Annotated in this window: 15 protein-coding genes and 2 pseudogenes; 9 read left to right on the forward strand and 8 right to left on the reverse strand. The window is 73.5% G+C overall.

The genetic code is table 11. The annotated features are described in order from the left end of the window. The first annotated feature begins 274 nt into the window (after positions 1-274). The 5 genes and pseudogenes from AB0B40_RS02190 (at position 275) to AB0B40_RS02210 (ending at position 4,507) form a co-directional block, all read left to right on the forward strand. On the forward strand, positions 275-1,060 hold the full coding sequence (locus tag AB0B40_RS02190; RefSeq protein WP_345050660.1) for a nucleotidyltransferase domain-containing protein: 786 nt from the start codon (positions 275-277) through the stop codon (positions 1,058-1,060). A 146-nt stretch (positions 1,061-1,206) separates the two neighbouring features. After that, entirely contained in the window at positions 1,207-3,096 is a 1,890-nt protein-coding gene (locus AB0B40_RS02195; RefSeq protein WP_362262203.1) for an FUSC family protein, read from the forward strand. Positions 3,097-3,255: 159 nt separating this feature from the next. Next, positions 3,256-3,396, forward strand: a pseudogene (locus tag AB0B40_RS02200) (amidohydrolase); the annotation flags it as partial. 136 nt (positions 3,397-3,532) lie between these two features. After that, positions 3,533-4,177, forward strand: coding sequence for a DUF899 domain-containing protein (locus AB0B40_RS02205; RefSeq protein WP_345050665.1), 645 nt, complete (start codon positions 3,533-3,535; stop codon positions 4,175-4,177). Positions 4,178-4,330: 153 nt separating this feature from the next. Continuing rightward, complete coding sequence (locus AB0B40_RS02210) at positions 4,331-4,507, forward strand: hypothetical protein (RefSeq protein WP_345050668.1); 177 nt, start codon at positions 4,331-4,333, stop codon at positions 4,505-4,507. Positions 4,508-4,596: 89 nt separating this feature from the next. On the opposite strand, the gene AB0B40_RS02215 is transcribed toward AB0B40_RS02210, so the two are convergent. The 3 genes from AB0B40_RS02215 to AB0B40_RS02225 all read right to left on the reverse strand — a co-directional run bounded on the left by AB0B40_RS02215 (position 4,597) and on the right by AB0B40_RS02225 (position 8,375). Further along, complete coding sequence (locus tag AB0B40_RS02215; protein WP_345050671.1) at positions 4,597-6,630, reverse strand: ABC transporter ATP-binding protein; 2,034 nt, start codon at positions 6,628-6,630, stop codon at positions 4,597-4,599. A gap of 438 nt (positions 6,631-7,068) precedes the next feature. Continuing rightward, positions 7,069-7,497, reverse strand: coding sequence for a hypothetical protein (locus AB0B40_RS02220; protein WP_345050974.1), 429 nt, complete (start codon positions 7,495-7,497; stop codon positions 7,069-7,071). Between the two features lie 128 nt (positions 7,498-7,625). Continuing rightward, positions 7,626-8,375: an ATP-binding protein gene (locus tag AB0B40_RS02225; protein WP_345050674.1), complete on the reverse strand. Its 750-nt coding sequence runs from the start codon at positions 8,373-8,375 to the stop codon at positions 7,626-7,628. A gap of 216 nt (positions 8,376-8,591) precedes the next feature. Here AB0B40_RS02225 and AB0B40_RS02230 point away from each other — a divergent pair, with 216 nt between their 5' ends. The 3 genes and pseudogenes from AB0B40_RS02230 to AB0B40_RS02240 form a co-directional block, all read left to right on the forward strand. Beyond that, positions 8,592-9,452: a helix-turn-helix transcriptional regulator gene (locus AB0B40_RS02230; RefSeq protein ID WP_362262207.1), complete on the forward strand. Its 861-nt coding sequence runs from the start codon at positions 8,592-8,594 to the stop codon at positions 9,450-9,452. Then, positions 9,453-9,707, forward strand: a complete 255-nt coding sequence (locus tag AB0B40_RS02235) for a DUF397 domain-containing protein (protein WP_161293237.1) — start codon at positions 9,453-9,455, stop codon at positions 9,705-9,707. It begins immediately after the preceding gene. Between the two features lie 99 nt (positions 9,708-9,806). Then, positions 9,807-10,016 (forward strand): annotated as a pseudogene (locus AB0B40_RS02240) (SAM-dependent methyltransferase); the annotation flags it as partial. A gap of 149 nt (positions 10,017-10,165) precedes the next feature. Here the strand turns inward: AB0B40_RS02240 and AB0B40_RS02245 are convergent. Beyond that, entirely contained in the window at positions 10,166-11,686 is a 1,521-nt protein-coding gene (locus AB0B40_RS02245; protein ID WP_362262211.1) for a PLP-dependent aminotransferase family protein, read from the reverse strand. A 47-nt stretch (positions 11,687-11,733) separates the two neighbouring features. On the opposite strand from AB0B40_RS02245, the gene AB0B40_RS02250 reads away from it, so the two are divergent. Beyond that, a complete protein-coding gene (locus AB0B40_RS02250) occupies positions 11,734-12,324 on the forward strand; it encodes a carboxymuconolactone decarboxylase family protein (RefSeq protein ID WP_345050682.1) in 591 nt (196 codons plus the stop codon). 84 nt (positions 12,325-12,408) lie between these two features. Here the strand turns inward: AB0B40_RS02250 and AB0B40_RS02255 are convergent, their stop codons facing one another. From AB0B40_RS02255 to AB0B40_RS02270, 4 genes are all read right to left on the reverse strand, one after another. Then, positions 12,409-13,896, reverse strand: coding sequence for a glutamate synthase subunit beta (locus AB0B40_RS02255; RefSeq protein ID WP_362262214.1), 1,488 nt, complete (start codon positions 13,894-13,896; stop codon positions 12,409-12,411). A gap of 177 nt (positions 13,897-14,073) precedes the next feature. After that, positions 14,074-14,553, reverse strand: a complete 480-nt coding sequence (locus tag AB0B40_RS02260; RefSeq protein WP_362262444.1) for an anthrone oxygenase family protein — start codon at positions 14,551-14,553, stop codon at positions 14,074-14,076. Positions 14,554-15,465: 912 nt separating this feature from the next. Further along, positions 15,466-16,161 (reverse strand): DUF2293 domain-containing protein, encoded by a 696-nt coding sequence (locus AB0B40_RS02265; protein ID WP_362262217.1) that lies wholly within the window; start codon positions 16,159-16,161, stop codon positions 15,466-15,468. A 64-nt stretch (positions 16,162-16,225) separates the two neighbouring features. Continuing rightward, positions 16,226-16,471 (reverse strand): hypothetical protein, encoded by a 246-nt coding sequence (locus AB0B40_RS02270; RefSeq protein WP_362262219.1) that lies wholly within the window; start codon positions 16,469-16,471, stop codon positions 16,226-16,228. Positions 16,472-16,487: the final 16 nt, after the last annotated feature.

The raw sequence follows: 16,487 nt of genomic DNA on the forward strand, positions 1-16,487 counted from the left end.
GACGGCGTCAAGGCAGGGCACGCCGAACGGCGTTGCGGTGACCGGTGCCGGACAGCGTTGCGGCGGCGGGCGCCGGAGCGTGTCACCGTCCCTGACGTCGGACAGCGTGGCGTCAGAACGGCGAACGCTGAACAGCGAACGGCGAACAGCTTTCGATGATCGGCCGTCACCGGCCCGCGCGCATCCGAATTACCCGGGGCGTGAACCTCCGAACTGCTCGGGCTCGCCCGGAATTCGGGAGCGTCCGCGGGCGCCACTGCGGCAGGCTGGGACCATGCCCGAGTCTTCCGACGCCGACTTCCTCGCCGCGACCGCCGACCGTCTGGCCGCCCTCCCCGGTGTCCGGGCCGTGGCCCTCGGCGGTTCCCGCGCCGAGGGCACGCACCGCCCCGACAGCGACTGGGACCTGGCCGTCTACTACCGTGGCCCCTTCGCCCCGGAAGACCTGCGCGCCCTCGGCTGGCCGGGCGAGGTCTCCGAGATCGGCGGCTGGGGCGGCGGTGTCTTCAACGGCGGCGCCTGGCTCACCATCGACGGACGCCGGGTCGATGTGCACTACCGGGACCTCGGCGTCGTGGAACACGAGCTGGAGGAGGCGGCGGAGGGCCGCTTCCGGGTGGAGCCGCTCCTCTTCCACCTGGCCGGGATTCCCAGCTACCTGGTCGTCGCCGAACTGGCGCTCAACCAGGTTCTGCGGGGCGAACTCCCCCGCCCGGCCGGGTATCCGCCGAAACTGCGCCGCACCGCAGCCGACCTCTGGACCGGCACCGCCGGCGCCACCCTCTCCTACGCCAGGGCCAACCACGCCCCGCACGGCCGCCTCACGGAGACCGCCGGAGCCCTCGCCACGGCCGCCGCCCAGTCCGCCCATGCCGTCCTCGCGGCCCGCGGGGAATGGGTGACGAACGAGAAACGACTGCTGGAGCGGGCCGGATTGCGCGGACTCGACGCAGTGGTGAGTGGCCTGCGCGCCGAGCCCGATGCCCTCGCCGATGCCGTGGCCGCAACCGAGAGGATCATCGCCGGGGCGCTGCGTCCGGTGCGCTCGTCGTCTTCATGACGTGCATTGCGTTCATAAAGAAGACGGCCGCCCCGGCATCTTTCACCTGCCTGAAACGTGATCGTCCCGTTTGCTCGGGGAACGCGATCTACCGTGGAGCCACATCCACCGGCCGCCGTCGTCCGAAGGCCCACCCCTGCCCTCGAATGAACTGGAGCCCCGTGTCCCGGCCCGTCGTACCTCCCTGGCTCGCCCATGCCTTCCGTGCTCAGCGCGGTCCCGTCCCGTGGAGCGCGATGTGCCGGGGGGCGCTCGCCGCCGGGCCGTTGCTGCTCGCCGGGATGTTCCTCGGGCAGACGGCCGACGGGGTGCTCGCCGCCATCGGCGCGATGCTCGCCGGCATCAACGACCGGCCCGGCAGCCGGCGGGCCTCCGTGCGGCGGCTCGGGGTGCCCGCGCTCGCCGGGGCACTCGGCCTGCTCGTGGGGTCGTACGCCGGGCAGGGGCTGCCCGCGGTACCGCTGACCCTGGTGCTCACCGCGCTCGGTCCGGCCGCCGGTGCCCTCAGTGCCGTCGGGCCCGTCGCCTCCGCCGCCGGCACGCAGCTGCTCGTCGCCGCGGCCGTCGGCGCCGGAATGCCGGCGGCCGAGGACGGCCGGCAGCGGGCCCTCGCCTTCCTGGCCGGCGCCGGCTGGCTGCTGGTGCTGCGGCTCGCCCTGCCCACCCCCGGTTCGCTCGCCGGGGACTTCCGGTTCGACGGGGAGCGGGAAGCGGTCGCCGACGTGTACGACGCGATCGCCGCGCTCGTCGAGGCCGTGGGCGGGGAAGGGGCCACCGCCCGGCGGGCGGCGCTGACCGCCGCGCTCGACCATGCCCAGGACGCCCTCGCCGGACCCCGGCTGCGCCGGCACGCCGGCTCGGCCGCCGAGCGCCGACTGCACGCCCGGTTCGCGGCGGCGCTGCCTCTCGCCGAGGCCGCCACCGCCCTCCACTGGGCGGGGGAGCCCGTCCCGGTGCGGGCTGCGGAGGGGCCCCGCCGGCTCGCCGCGGCCGTCCGCGGCGACACCGGCACCGGCCCGCTGCCCGCGCCGCACCTGCCTCCCGCTCGGCTTCGTTCGCCCGGGGCAGCCGCCCTGGCCCCGGCCGTGCGCGCCCTGGACGACGCCCTGTTGCGCGCGGCCGAGGCATTCGACCGGGGCGAGGGCGCCCACCGCGGGCTGCTCGGCCGCCGCCGTGACGTCCGGGCCGCGCTGCGGGCCGCACTCGGGGCCGGGGGGCGCGAGTACGGCCTGCGCGTCACCCTCTCCTTCGGCGCCAGTGCCGCCATCGCCCAGGCCCTGCACCACACCCGCTGGTACGGACCGCACGCGCACTGGTACTGGCTGCCCGCCACCGCCGTCTTCCTCGTCAAGCCCGACCTCGGACCGCTCGCCTCACGGGTGCTGTGCCGGGCCGCCGGCACCGTGCTCGGCGCCGTGGTGTTCGCCGGTCTCGCCGCCCTGCTGCCCCGCCCGGCCGGGCTGATCGCGCTGGTGGCGGTGTGCGGCGCCCTCGTACCGGTCGCCACCCGGCACTTCGCGGCGCTCACCGCCGTCGTCACCGTCCTCGTCCTCGCCCTGATCATGGCCGGCGGCGAGCCGCAGGCATCGGTCAGCCGGATCGGCGAGACCCTGCTGGCCTGCGTGCTCGTGCTGGTCGTGGGCCATCTGCCGACGCCGGGGAAGCGGGGCGGCGGGGTACGGGCCCGGCTCACTGCGGCCGGCGGTGCCGCGCACACCTACCTCCTGCACGTCCTCGGGGAGTCCGGGGACCACGCCGAGCGCTGGGCGCTGCGCCGGGAGGCCTACCGGGCCCTCGCCGAGGCCCGTACCGCCATCGCCCTCGCCGCCGCCGAACTGCCCGCCCTCGCCCGGCACACCGAGGGCACGGACGCCGTCGCCGAGGCGCTGGAACGGCTCGTGGACACCACCACGGCCTGCGCGGTGCACCTCGACGGCACCGGACGGCTCACCGCCCGGCACCTCGGCCGGCTGCGGGAGGCGCTGGCGGAGCTGGAGCGGCGGGGCGTACGGGTGCCGCTGCCGGCCACCGCGTGACCGAGACCGCGGCTCCCGCCGAACGAGACACCTTCCTTGGGGGTTCACCTGGGCCCCAGTGCGGAAGGCGTTGGCCCACGCCTCGATCCGGACGGCGGGATCCGTGGCGGGGGTGGCTTCCCAGGCAGTGTCCACGGCGTCGGCCAAAGCGGTGTACACGTCGTCGACGGCCGCGTGCTGACGCGGGACCGCGAACTCCTCACCCTCGAGATGGGGCGGGTCGTAAGGGAGCTGACGGGCCGACTGCCCGCACCGACCGCACGTGACCACGGGCGACGCGTCCAGGAGTACGGCACCTGAGCCCGCGGCAGGCCGGCCGGAGCCCGGCCGTCGAGGGAGCCGGTCGGAGGTTGGCCGAAAAACCTCCCTCCACGGCGATGAGTTCCGCTGCCGTCGGCGGTCTCCACCGCGAACCGACCGTCGGACAGGAGGGCTCATGTCGTTTCCGGAGATCGTCTCGCGCGAGCAGTGGTGCGCGGCGCGCGAGGAGTTGCTGCGCAAGGAGGAGGCGGTCAGACGGGCGCGTGAGGTCCTGGGCGCCGAGCGCCGGCGGCTGCCGATGGTCGAGGTCGACCGGGAGTACGTCTTCGAGGGCGGCGACGGCAAGGCGACCCTCCTCGACCTCTTCGAGGGCCGGACCCAGCTCGTCGTCCACCACTTCATGTTCGCGCCGGAGTGGGAGACCGGCTGCGCGTGCTGCGCGGCCTTCCTGGACCAGGTCGGCCACCTCGCCCACCTGCGCGCCCGGAACACCTCCTTCGCGGCGGTGTCCCGGGCGCCGTTCACCCGGATCCTGCCGTTCAAGGCGCGGATGGGCTGGGCGGTGCCCTGGTACTCCTCGGCGCACAGCGACTTCAACCACGACTTCGAGGCCACCGTCGAGTCGGGCGGCGACCAGCTCGAACGCCCGGGCGTCAGCTGCTTCCTGCGCGACCACGACCGGGTCTTCCACACCTATTCGGCGTACGACGACGGGCTGGACGGACTGGGGACTACCTCGGCCCTGCTCGACCTGACCGCGCTCGGCCGCGGCCCCGCCGACAGCGACCGGCTCCGCCTTCATGACGAGTACGACTACTGACACGGAGCGTACGGTTCGTGTCACAAGGTGAACGGATCCTCACGGTCCGCGCCGACCTGGTGTCGAGAATGTCTCAGTCACGTCACTGAGCGAGCCGTTTCCCTTCTCCAGAGCGTTAATTCCTACACGTACGACGCTTCCTGGAGGTGCGAGATGGTGAACGGGCGAACGGTGCTCGAACGCTTTTCCGCCGGTGGTCCGCGGGGCTCCTGGCCCGCGGAGGAGTTCGCGCACGCGCGGCGACTGGAGGGGCTGCCTGCCGAGGTCGTCATGGACCTCGCGACGGACGCGTTCCTGGTGATCGTCCGCGGGGGCGAGACCGCCGAGTGACCCGGAGCGCCGGGTGAGCCGGACCGTGGAGTGAGCCGGCTCCGACGCCGGGCGTCAGGGCCGGGCGGGGCCAGGTGTCTCAGGCCGGCTCAGGCCGGCTTCGGCGCGGGCACCTGGCGGTCTGACGGCGTCGGCGGCGGTGCGGCCGCCGGTGTCCTCGCAGTGAACTGCTGCGCCTGAAGCGCGTACAGCTCGGCATAGACACCGCCTCCGGCCAGCAGTTCCTCCGGGCTGCCGGACTCCACCAGGCGACCCTGCTCCAGCACGTGCACCAGGTCGGCATGGCGGACCGAGGCCAGCCGGTGGGTGATCAGGACGACCGTCTGCCCGCCGTCCGCCAGCGCCCGGATCTTCTCGAAGACCTCCAGTTCGGCCCGCGCGTCCAGCGCTGCCGTCGGCTCGTCGACGATCAGGATGCTGCCGCGCCGGTAGGCGGCGCGGGCGATGCCCAGCCGTTGCCACTGGCCGCCGGACAGTTCGTGGCCACCGCTGAAGTTCCGGGCCAGCAGGGTGTCCAGGCCGCGTGGCAGATCCGCGACCACATGCTCGGCACCCGCGCTGGCGATGGACGCGGCCAGGCGCTCCTCGGTCATCGGCGCGGCGGAACGGCCGACGGCCACGTTCACCCGGGCGGTGAACGGCCAGCGCTTGAAGTCCTGCGCCACCATCGCGATCCGCTCGGCGAGCAGCCGCCGGTCGGCACACGCGGCGTCGACGCCGTCCCACAGGATCCGGCCCCGGTCCGGCGTGTACAGCCCCGCGAGCAGCTTGACCAGCGTGGTCTTGCCCGAGCCGTTCTCGCCGACGAGCGCGATGATCCGGCCGAGGGGGAGGGTGAGGGTGACGTCGTCGAGAGCGGGGCGGGGACCTTGCGGACGGGGGGCGGCCGGGTGCGCCTCCTGCGGTTCCGGGTGCGGATCATGCGGATAGCTGAACGTGACGTTCTCGAAGCGGATCTCTTTCGGGTCCTCGGGCAGCGGTTCGCCACCCGCCGGGATCGCCCGCTCGGCCGCCTCGGCGTACAGCCGCTGCAGATCCCCCACGAACAGGGCCTCCTCGTGCAGTTGGTTGATCTCCAGCACCAGTGTGTCCAGGCTCGCCGAACCCGTGCGGATCGCGAGCACCGCCGTACCGGCCACCGACAGGGCCATCGCGCCGCCCAGCAGCAGCGCACCCAGCGTCGCGTACGTGGCGAGGGTCGCGAGGCCCGTCCAGGCAGCGGCGATCAGCCCGGTCCGGGCAGCCAGGCCGGACAGCCGGGCCTGCTCCGCCTCCGCGGTCTCGGACATGGACCGGAAGTGCCGCAGCAGGAACGGCCCCACCCCGTGCACCCGGATCTCGGGAGCGGCGGCCGGCTCGGTGAGCAGGCCGCTGATGAGTTGGCCGGCCCTGGCGTGCTGGACCCAGGTGTGGAAGGACTCGTAGCGGCGCCGGGCGTTGGTCAGCGCGCTCCAGGCGCTGGGCAGGGTCATGGTGACCAGCAGCGGCAGCAGCGCCGGGTGCAGCACGGTGAGCACGCCCGCCGCGGCGAGCAGCGAGATCATCGCGTTGATCACCCGGGTGCTGTAGTCGATCATGTGCCGGGCGGACCGGGCGCCGTACTGGGCCGTGTCCAGCAGTTTGTGGAAGGCGTGGTCCTCGATCGCGGCCAGTTCCACGTTCGCCGCGCACTTCAGGTACAGCTCCGTCGCCACCCGCTCCACCTTGGGCTCCAGCCGTCCGGTGGCGTAGGTCGAGGCGGCCCGCAGCAGCGCGGCGACGAGCATCACGGCGGCCATCACGACCAGGGCGGGGGCGGCCGAGCGCAGCCGTTGCTCGATGTCCGGGCCGGTGAGCAGTTTGCCGAGCGCGTTGTTCACGGCCAGCAGGCTCACCGCCTGCGCCGCGCCCCGGCCCATCTCGGCGGCCAGCACCACCCGGGCGGCCCGCGCGTCGGCCTGCCGGGCCAGCCGCAGACTGGACGTCAGCATGCCCGGCAGCCGCAGCAGCAGCGCCCGGAAGCTCAGCGTCAGGAAGGCGTCCGCGTGCTGGTTCCAGCCCATGTCGTACCGCAGCGGCCCGCCGAAGAGCAGCCGTTCCGACGCCGACACCACGGGCTCGGCCGCCTGCCGCCTCTTTCTCACCGTGACCTCCCGGACCCCGACGGAACGGCCACTATCGCGGCCGTGGCGGCGGCCCGGCAGGGCGCGAGGGGACGTACACGGGGGCGCGGAGGGAGCGTGGTGGGCGTGGTGGGCGTGGTGATGGGCGGGTGGAGTGTGGTGCGCGCCAGGTTCGCACGGGCGTGGGGCTTGGCGGAACGTCCGGCGGGAAGGCCGGGTGGTGACGGCGGGGTTGGCTGGTGACGGCGGGATTGGCGGCCGGCGGCGCTGGTGGCGACGGGGCAGGTGGAGGCGGCGATGGTGGCGACCGGGCGGGTGGCGACCGGGCGGTAGTGGCAGGGCTGCCGGGGACCCGGCCGGTGGTGGCGGGGCTGGTGGCGACCGGGCCGGTGGTGACAGGGCCGATGGGCGGGCGGGGAGGCCGGCCGTCTCGGAGTGGCCGGGCGGTGGGCGCGGCTGTCAGGCCGATGCGGCCCGGGACCAGTCCGGAGCCGTGTCCGTCACCCGGCACAGGGCCAGGTACAGCGGGATGGGCGGGGTGTAGGGGGCCGTACCCTCCGGGCGGTGGATCAGCCGGGCGGTAGCGGTGATCAGGGCGCCGGCGGCGTACTGTGCCGGGGCCGGCCAGGGCAGGGCGTAGTCGGAGTCCGACGGCACGATCCACCACCAGTGGGAGCCGTCGGCGTACACGCATCCCACCCGCGGCAGCCGGGGCACCACGAGCGGGCCGAGGCGGTCGGGCACACCCACGGCGTCACAGCCGAGCGGAGCCGTCATGCCGTCAGGAAGCACCAGCCGGTGGTCCGGATCCGGGGCGGGGCGCCGGCGCTGCAGACGCACCAGGGTGTTCAGACCGAGGGCGTGCTCCTGGCCGCCACGGGTGTTCAGGCCGATGGTGTACTCCTGGCCGCTACAGGGATCGGGGCCGAGGGCATGTGCCTGGCGGCCGTCGGTGCGGGGGGCGGTGACGTGCTCCCGGCGTGCACCGGCGCCGACGGGCCGTCCGCCGTCGCCCGTCACCGCCGGTCCCCTCGCATACGCTGCTCCGAACGGGTGGCGTTCCCGTGCCGGTCCGAGGATCCGCCTCCTTGTCGCTGGCCCGCCTCTTCCCGCCGGCGCTGCTCCGGCGGCCGTCGGCTCGCCTCGGCCGACCGGTCCTCGTCGGAGTCGTCCGGGCGACCCGGCTTCGGGCGGGCGCCCCAGCCGAGGTCGCCCCGCGGCTCGGCGGCGTCGGGGGCGGGATCGGTCCGGCGGGGCAGTTCGGCCCAGACCAGCAGGCCGGGGCCGTGCTCCTGGGCACCCCAGGCCCGGCACAGCGCGTCGACGAGAAGCAACCCCCTCCCGTGCTCCTCGTCGGGTCGCTGCGGTGACGGGTGGGGTTCACCAGGAGCACAGCCCTCGTCTCTTACGGCGATGCGCACCATGTCGTCGTGGTCGTGCAGTTCGCACACGACACGGCCGCTCGCCGTGTGCACGATCGCGTTGGTGACCAGCTCGGAGATGACCAGGGTCGCGCTGTCACAGGTGTCCGCGCAGACCGCCCAGCGAGAGAGCCGGGCATGCGTCAGGTGTCTCGCCCGGGCGACGGAACCCGGATGTGCGGCCAGCTCGAAGCGGAACCTGCGCTCGGCAGTGCCCCCATGGGCGGTCGCCCCCTCCGCCGCGCTCGAACCGACACGCGCGGTGGGACCCCGATCGGCGCCGCGACCGGCACGGTCTGCGGCGGCGTCTGTTCCTAAAGGCGCGGACGGAATCACGCCTGCCACTATCTCCCCGCCGCGGACACTTGGCAAGAGTCACTCTGAAAATTGCAGAGTGCTGTGTGACTCCGTCAGAGGCCGTGGCACACTGCTCGCAACAGCACCACGCGCGGCGCCAATTGGAGTCGTCGGAGATCCGCCCCGATCTTCGAATGAACCTTCGAATGGCGCCGTAGGGCTGTCAGGAATCTTTCGGTGGAGGCTTACGGTGGAGGTGGGAGCGTGAGCGAACCGCGGTCCGCGCCGACGGTGGGCCAGGTGGTCCTCGGCCGACGCTTGCTGGACCTGCGGGAACGCGCCGGACTGAAGCGCGAGGAGGCCGCCCGCGTCCTCCGCGTGGCCCCCGCCACCGTCCGCCGCATGGAGATGGCCGAGGTCTCCCTCAAAATCCCCTACCTGCAACTGCTGCTGAAGGCGTACGGAGTCCCGGACGACGAGGCCGAGGCCTTCGTCCAGCTGGCCGAAGAGGCGAACAGGCCCGGCTGGTGGCAGCGGTTCCACGACATCCTGCCGAACTGGTTCTCCATGTACGTCAGCCTGGAGGGCGCGGCCGGCCTCATCCGCTCCTACGAGCCGCACTTCGTCCCCGGCCTGCTGCAGACCGAGGACTACGCGCGCGCGGTGCTCAAGTCCGGCGCTGTCGGACAGACGAGCCCGGAGGACATCGAGCGGCACGTCGCGCTGCGCATGCAACGCCAGACACTCCTCACCCGTCCCGACGCCCCCCGCTTCTGGGCGGTGATGGACGAGACCGCCCTGCGCCGCCCGGTCGGCGGACCGGAGGTGATGCGCGCGCAGATCGACAAGTTGCTCGAGGCCACGAAGCTGTCCCATGTGACGCTCCAGGTCGCTCCGTTCGCCAACGGGCCGCACCCCGGTACGTACGGGCCCTTCGTGCTGTTCCGGTTCGCCATGTCAGAACTGCCGGACATGGTCTACAGCGAGTACCTGACCGGCGCGGTCTACCTCGACGCGCGCACCGAGGTGGCGACCCACCTGGAGGTCATGGACCGCATGGCGGCGCAGGCCGCTACGGCACAACGCACGAAGGAGATCCTCCGGGATCTCCGCAAGGAGCTGTGAATGGATCGCATCAGGCCGCGCGGACGCGTCTACAACGGCATGCCCGCACGGGAGTTGGGCAGCGAGGGATGGCACAAACCCTGGAGCGGCGGCAACGGCGGAAACTGCCTGGAGGCGATGAAGCTGGCCGACGGCCGGATCGCCGTGCGCCAGTCGACCGACCCGGACGGGCCGGCGTTGATCTACACCATGGCCGAGATGACCGCCTTCATCGAGGGCGCCAAGGCGGGGGAGGCCGACTTCCTGCTGTCCTGAACACACCGGGGACCCGCACCACGGCTCCGGAGGATTTTATGTCTTTGTTCAACACCATTGCCTGTCCAGTGAATTGTGTCAGTTACTTGATCACCCGGCGTGTCCGACGCGGCCATCGAGATCGACACCGGTAGGCCGCATCCCGCGCGGATGCACGACTGGTACCTCGGCGGCAAGGACAGCTACCCGGACGACGAGGCGATGGGCCGGCAGACGCTGGCCCTGGAACCCCGGGCGCCGGTGATGGCCCGGGTCAACCGCGCGTTAACGCACCGCGCCACGCGGTGGCCGGCCCGGCAGGGCGTACGGGGTTCCTGGCCACCGAGAAGCTCATGGCCGCCGACGTCACCCTCGTCCTGCGCTGCCGCGTGGAGCTCGCCCGCTCTCGGACCCCACCCGGCCGACCCCCGGAACTCGCCCGAACCGCCCTCTGACCTGACCCAGACCGGCCACGGGTCTCACCCGGGCGGCAGCACCTCGCACAGCGCCTCCAGCGCCGCTCCGTAGGCGTGTTCGGACGGGGTCGCGTACCCGACCACCAGTCCGTCACCGGCCGCCGTCGGACCCTGCGGATGCCGGAACGCGGCCAGACCGTCGAGGGCGACGCCCTGCCACGTGGCGGCCTTCACCGTCGAGCGTTCCGTGCCGGGCGGCAGCCGCAGCACCGCGTGCAGCCCCGCCGCGACGCCCGTCACCTCGACGTGCGGCGCCCGCGCGGCGAGCGCGGCGACGAGCCGGTCACGCCGCCGCCGGTACCGCTGCCGCATACGCCGCACATGACGGTCGTACGACCCGCAGGCGACGAAGTCCGCGAGAGCGAGCTGGTCCGGGACGCTCACCCACCCCTCCCGCTCGCCCTTCGCCGCCAGCACCGGCTCCACATACCGCCGCGGCAGGACCATCCAGCCCAGCCGCAGCGCCGGTGACAGGCTCTTGCTGACCGAGCCGACGTGAATCACCCGCTCCGGATCCAGCCCCTGCAACGCGCCGACGGGCCGGCGGTCGTACCGGAACTCGCCGTCGTAGTCGTCCTCCAGCACCACCGCTCCCCGCGCGCGAGCCCAGTCGATCACCGCCGCCCGGCGCTCGGGGTGCAGCGGGCCACCGGTCGGGAACTGGTGCGCGGGCGTCAGCAGCACGGCCCGCTCGCGCCCGAGCCCGTCCACCCGCGCGCCGTGCTCGTCCAGCGGCAGCGGTACGGTGCGCACCCCGGCCGCCGCGAGCAGTTCCCGGTGGAAGCCCAGCCCGTACGCCTCCACGGCGAGCGGACCGCGCAGCACCCCTCCCGCAGCCGGCCCCTCCCGTGTGCCCCGGTCGAAGAGAAGCCGCAGCGCGTGCGCGAAACCCGAGCAGATCACGATCCGGTCCGGCTCGGTACGCACCCCACGCGCGCGTGCCAGGTATTCCGTCAGTGCCTCGCGCAGCTCCGGGCGCCCGGCGGGATCGCCCGGCCCGAACGCCTCGCTCGGCGCCGCCAGCAATGCCCGGCGGTACGAGGCCGTCCAGGCCGCGCGCGGGAACGACGAGGCGTCCGGTGTGCCCTGCCGCAGGTCGTGCCGTGGGCCACGCGCCCCCGGGGGAACCGCCACGGGCGTTCGCGGGGCGCGGTGCCGCGGCCCGGTCGCCACCCCGCCCTGACCGGCTACGCCCTCCCGACCGCCCTGGACGCCCCTCGCTCCCGGCCCGGAAGGCGTGGGCGGCAACCCCGCGGCGACCCGTGTCCCCGACCCCTGCCGGGCGGCCAGCCACCCCTCCGCGACCAGCTCCGCGTACGCGTCGGCCACCGTGTTGCGGGCCACGCCCAGGTCCGCGGCGAGCGACCGGTACGGCGGCAGCCGGGTGCCCGGCGCCAGCCTGCCACTGCGCACGGCCTCCCGCAGTGCCCTGGTCAGCGCTGCCCGCCGGCCCCCGGGTCCCGACAGCTCCAGATGCAGGTCGACCCCGATCCGCTCCGCCGAATTGACCCACGATTCCGTCATGGGAATGCACCCTACAGCCGGTCTTTCGGCCCCCTACGGTGGATCACATGACGACGAACACGAACGCCACCGCCGCCCTCGGCCCCACCACCGGAACCGCCGCCACCAGCGTCACGGCGACCAGCGCCGACGCCACCACCGCCACCGCAAGGGCCGTCACCAAGATCGCCACCGCCGAGGCCGCCCACACCCGGCTGGACCTCGGGAAGGCCGCACCGAAGGTCTTCCGCGCGATCATCGGGCTCGACGCCGCCGCCCGCGCGGGCCTCGACCCAGCCCTCGTCGAACTGATCCAGATCCGCGCCTCCCATCTCAACCACTGCGCCTACTGCCTGCACATGCACACCAGCGACGCCCGCAAGGCCGGCGAGAGCGAGGCCCGGCTCCACATGGTCGCCGTCTGGCGCGAGGCCCGGCACTTCTTCACCCCGAAGGAACAGGCCGCCCTCGCCCTGACGGACGCGGTGACCCTCGTCGCCGACGCCGGCGTCCCCGACACCGTCTACGCCGAGGCGGCCGCCCACTTCGAGGACCAGGAACTGGCCCAGGTCCTCTCCCTGATCCTCACGATCAACACCTGGAACCGTGTGGCCCTGGCCACGGGAAAGGTGGCGGGCACGGACGAACGCACCGCCTGACGGCCCTGCCGACCGCCAAGCCCCCGCCGACCGCCACCGCCACTGCCACGGCCTCGGCTCGCCGCGGCGCCGTCGGGCAACGCCTCAGACCACCATCGGGCGGTCCGTCGGCCCGATCGGCGCCGGGAGCCGGGAACGCCCCGTCAGATAGCGGTCGACGGCCGCCGCGACCGCCCGTCCCTCCGCTATCGCCCACACGATCAGCGACTGCCCGCGCGCCGCGTCTCCCGCGGCGAACACCCCGGGGACGTTGGTCGCGAAGCCGTCGTCCCGGGCGATGGTGCCGCGCGGCTGCAGCGCAAGACCCAACTGGTCGATCAGCCCGTCCTCCCGGTCCGGACCTGAGAACCCGAGGGCCAGCAGCACGAGGTCGGTGGGGAGTGTCCGCCCGGTGTCCTGTACCGGAACCCGCCGCTCGTCGACCTCCACCACATGCAGCGACCGCACCCACCCCCTCTCGTCCCCCGTGAAGCGCAGCGTGGACGCAGCGAACAGCCGCGCGTCCGCGTCCGCCGCCGGCGCCGTCCGCAGCTTCCCTGCCTCCTCGTGCGCCGGCGACAGCCGGTAGATCTTCGGGTACGTCGGCCACGGCTCCATGTCCTCGTCGCGCTCCGCACCCGGCTGTGCGTAGATGTCCAGCTGGGTCACGGACGCGGCCCCCTCGCGCACCGCGGTGCCCAGACAGTCCGCCCCGGTGTCCCCGCCGCCGATGATCACCACGTGCTTGCCGGCGGCCGACAGCGGCGAAATCTCCAGGTCCCCCTCACACACCCGGTTCGACAGCGGCAGATACTCCATCGCCTGGTGTATCCCGTTCAACGCCCGGCCCGGGACCGGAAGTTCCCGCCACGCCGTCGCGCCCGTCGCGATCACCACCGCGTCGTACCGGGTCCTCAGCTCGTCCGCCGCGACATCCCGGCCGACCGCCGTCGAGGTGCGGAACCTCGTCCCCTCCTCCCGCATCTGCTCGATCCGACGCTCCAGATGCCGCTTCTCCATCTTGAACTCGGGGATGCCGTACCGCATCAGCCCGCCGACGCGGTCGTCCTTCTCGTACACCGCGACCGTGTGTCCGGCCCGGGTCAGCTGCTGCGCCGCGGCCAGCCCGGTGGGCCCGGAGCCGATGACGGCGACCGTCTTCCCGGACAGCCGCTCGGGCGGCCGGGCCGGAGTGAACCCCTCCTCCCACGCCTTGTCGGCGATCGCGCACTCGACGTTCTTGATGGTGACGGCCGGCTGGTTGATCGCCAGCACACACCCCGCCTCGCACGGCGCCGGGCACAACCGGCCGGTGAACTCCGGGAAGTTGTTGGTGGCGTGCAGGCGGTCGCTCGCGGCCCGCCAGTCCTCACGCGAGACCAGGTCGTTCCACTCGGGGATGAGATTGCCCAGCGGGCAGGCCTGGTGACAGAACGGGACGCCGCAGTCCATGCAGCGGTCGGCCTGCTTGCTGATGATGGGCAGCAGTGCTCCCGGGACATACACCTCGTCCCAGTCCCGCACCCGCTGCTCGACGGGCCGCCGCGGCCACTCCTGGCGCGGCGTGGTCATGAACCCCTTGGGATCGGCCATGGCGTCTTCCTCGCGTACGGGCACCGCAGGCACCGGGTGTACGAAGGGCCGTGCGTCTTCGGGCGGCACTCTTTCGGCCACGATACGTCCCCGCCGACGGCCGCGCAGAGTGGCGGACAGCGCTTTCTGCCGGGGCTCTCACCGGCTTGACCCGGACGGGACGGGGCGCCTCGTGGGTCAGGCGAGGGCCAGTATGTAGAGGAGTGACGCCGCCGCCGAGGTGACGGTCCGGACGTGGTTCCAGAACGTCCACTCGCGCACGTACACCGGCCAGTACCCGCCGGCCTCCGGCCCATCCGGCGTGAGCCCGGCGAGCCGCTCGTTGCGGGGCACGTTCGCGACGATCGTCAGCCCGAACGAGCCGATCAGGTACAACGCGCTGCCCAGCAGCAGCTCCACCTTCCCCTCGCCCGGCCACACGACGAACGTCACCACCGCCGTCAGCGCGCTCAGCACCGCCGATCCGACGAACAGGACCATGAAAGCGGGACGCACGGCCGCGACGTTGATCGCGTTCATCGCCGCGACGCCCTGCGCGGGCGGCAGTGCGGCGAGCCCTCGCATCACGAAGGTCGAGAACCCGTAGAAGACACCGGCCACCAGCCCGGTCCCCAGGATCCCCGACACGACCAGCCCGAAGAACGGCCCATCGATCATCTCCACGCCCCCCTTTTCCGTTCCGCCCGTTCCGGTCTCCGGTCCGGGTCGCCTCAACCGGGCTGCTGCCCGACGCCGACATGTTCCGCCGGACCGGCACCCGGGCCGCTCTGTCGCCCGCGCACTGGTCCGGCGCAGGGCCGGGCCGGTGCCCGGCACCGGTTGTACCGGGTTGTACCGCACGGGGCAGCCCCCGGGCAGCGGTCTGTTCGCACCGTCGGGTCAGTGTCCAGCACCGGTCCGTCGCCCGGGTCGATGCCCCGGGCACCGGCTGTTGCACGCTGGGCCGGCGTCAGGCACCGGCTGTTGCGCCCGCGGCGGTGCCGGTCCACGGGTTCCGATCCGGCGGAGGCCCGGCGGAGTCCGGCACCGGTTGCGCCTCCCGGGGGCAGCGCCCGGGCGGCGGTCTGTTGCACTCGGGTCGGCGTCCGGCACCCGTCTTGCCGCCCCGAGCCGATGTACGGCGCCGGTTCGCTCCTCCCGGGCCGGTGCCCGTAGCCGTTCCGTATCGCCGCGGGGCGCCCGCAGCCGTGTTCCGTTTGCGCAGGGCCGGAGACCGGTGCCCGCCTCGCCCCACTCCGTGGCGTGAGCCCGGAGCCCGCGGCGGAATCCGGCGCCGGGCGAAAGCCCCTGCTCGCCCGCGTCCCGCCCGTGCTCCGCCCGCGTCCCGGTCGTGTTCCGCCCGCGTCCCGGTCGTGTTCCGTCCTCGTCCCGGCCGTGTTCCGTCCTCGTCCCGGCTGTGCTCCGTCCTCGTCCCGCCCGGGCTCCGCCGCGTACCGCCCCGCGTACCGCTGGTACTCCGCCCGCGTCCCCCAGCTTCCTCCGCCCACGACCCAAGCTCTTCCGCCGGGCGCTTCGCCTCTCCGCCCGCATCCTCGGCCTGCACCCTTCCCCGCCGTCCCGTCCGGACCCTCAGCCCGTGTCCTCCCCGGCCTCCTGCCACCCCCGCAGCACGGCCTCCACAGCCGGTGCGATCCGGCGCCGTGCCTCGTACCGAGGTACCCCGCTCATCAGCAGCTGGTCGTAGGACGTGTCCACATGCCGTACACCCGCCACGACCGCCGAGATCACCGCGCTCTCGGTCAGCGCCCGACCCGCCGCGCTGCGCCCGACCCGTCCGCTGCCCCGCACCGACGCGTGGGCCGCGATCGCCCGGGCGCGCTCGGCGGGACACCCGGGGAACAACCGGAGGATCTCCGCGGTGAACGCCGCCGCGAACCGCTCGTCCTCCGCCGCCCTGTGCCGTGCGTCCCGCGCCCGCCGTCGGCGCCGTGCCTCCGCGTCCGCAAGACAGCGAGCCTCGGCCCGTGCCAGCGCGGTCTCCTCCACGAGCACGCCCTGGCGTTCGTAGCGGCTCTTGCGCCGGTTGAACCGCACCACCACCGCCGACAACGTGCTCTCCTCCCGCGCCCTACGGGTCAGAGCCGTGTCGCCACGCGGCAGGAACACCAGGTGCCCGAGGTCGGCACAATGCAGGCACCGCGGCGCCCCGTCCTCCAGCATCAGCAGCGACAGAGGCCCGCGTCGGCAACCGGCACACCGCTTGCGCTTCAGGGGCTGGACGACGACAAGGCGACCGGAAGAGTGGGAAGTTGCGGGAAGCACCATACGCGGTACTTTCCCCGTCACAGCCCACGGCGCTCCCTCACCCGCCCTCGCCTTCTCCTCGTCGTCAGAGCCCGTCCCCGACCGTCCGTCCATCCGTCCGTTCTCCGGCAGGCCCGTTCTCCAGCGGGCCGGAACCACCCTTTCGTCTCCCTGAAGTTGAACGATCCGCGCCCAGACCCACCGCCACGAGCCCGCCCACGCCGGCTTCGGCAAGCCCGTCGAGCAGCGCGTCGGCCGCCTTCACGAAGAAGCCGGGGTCCAGCGTGTCGAAGCCCTGCCCCGGCCCGCTGAACGGCGAGACGGCATGCACGGCGCTGTCATGCCCG

This window comes from Streptomyces sp. NPDC042638, assembly GCF_040647235.1.
Lineage (GTDB): Bacteria > Actinomycetota > Actinomycetes > Streptomycetales > Streptomycetaceae > Streptomyces > Streptomyces rameus.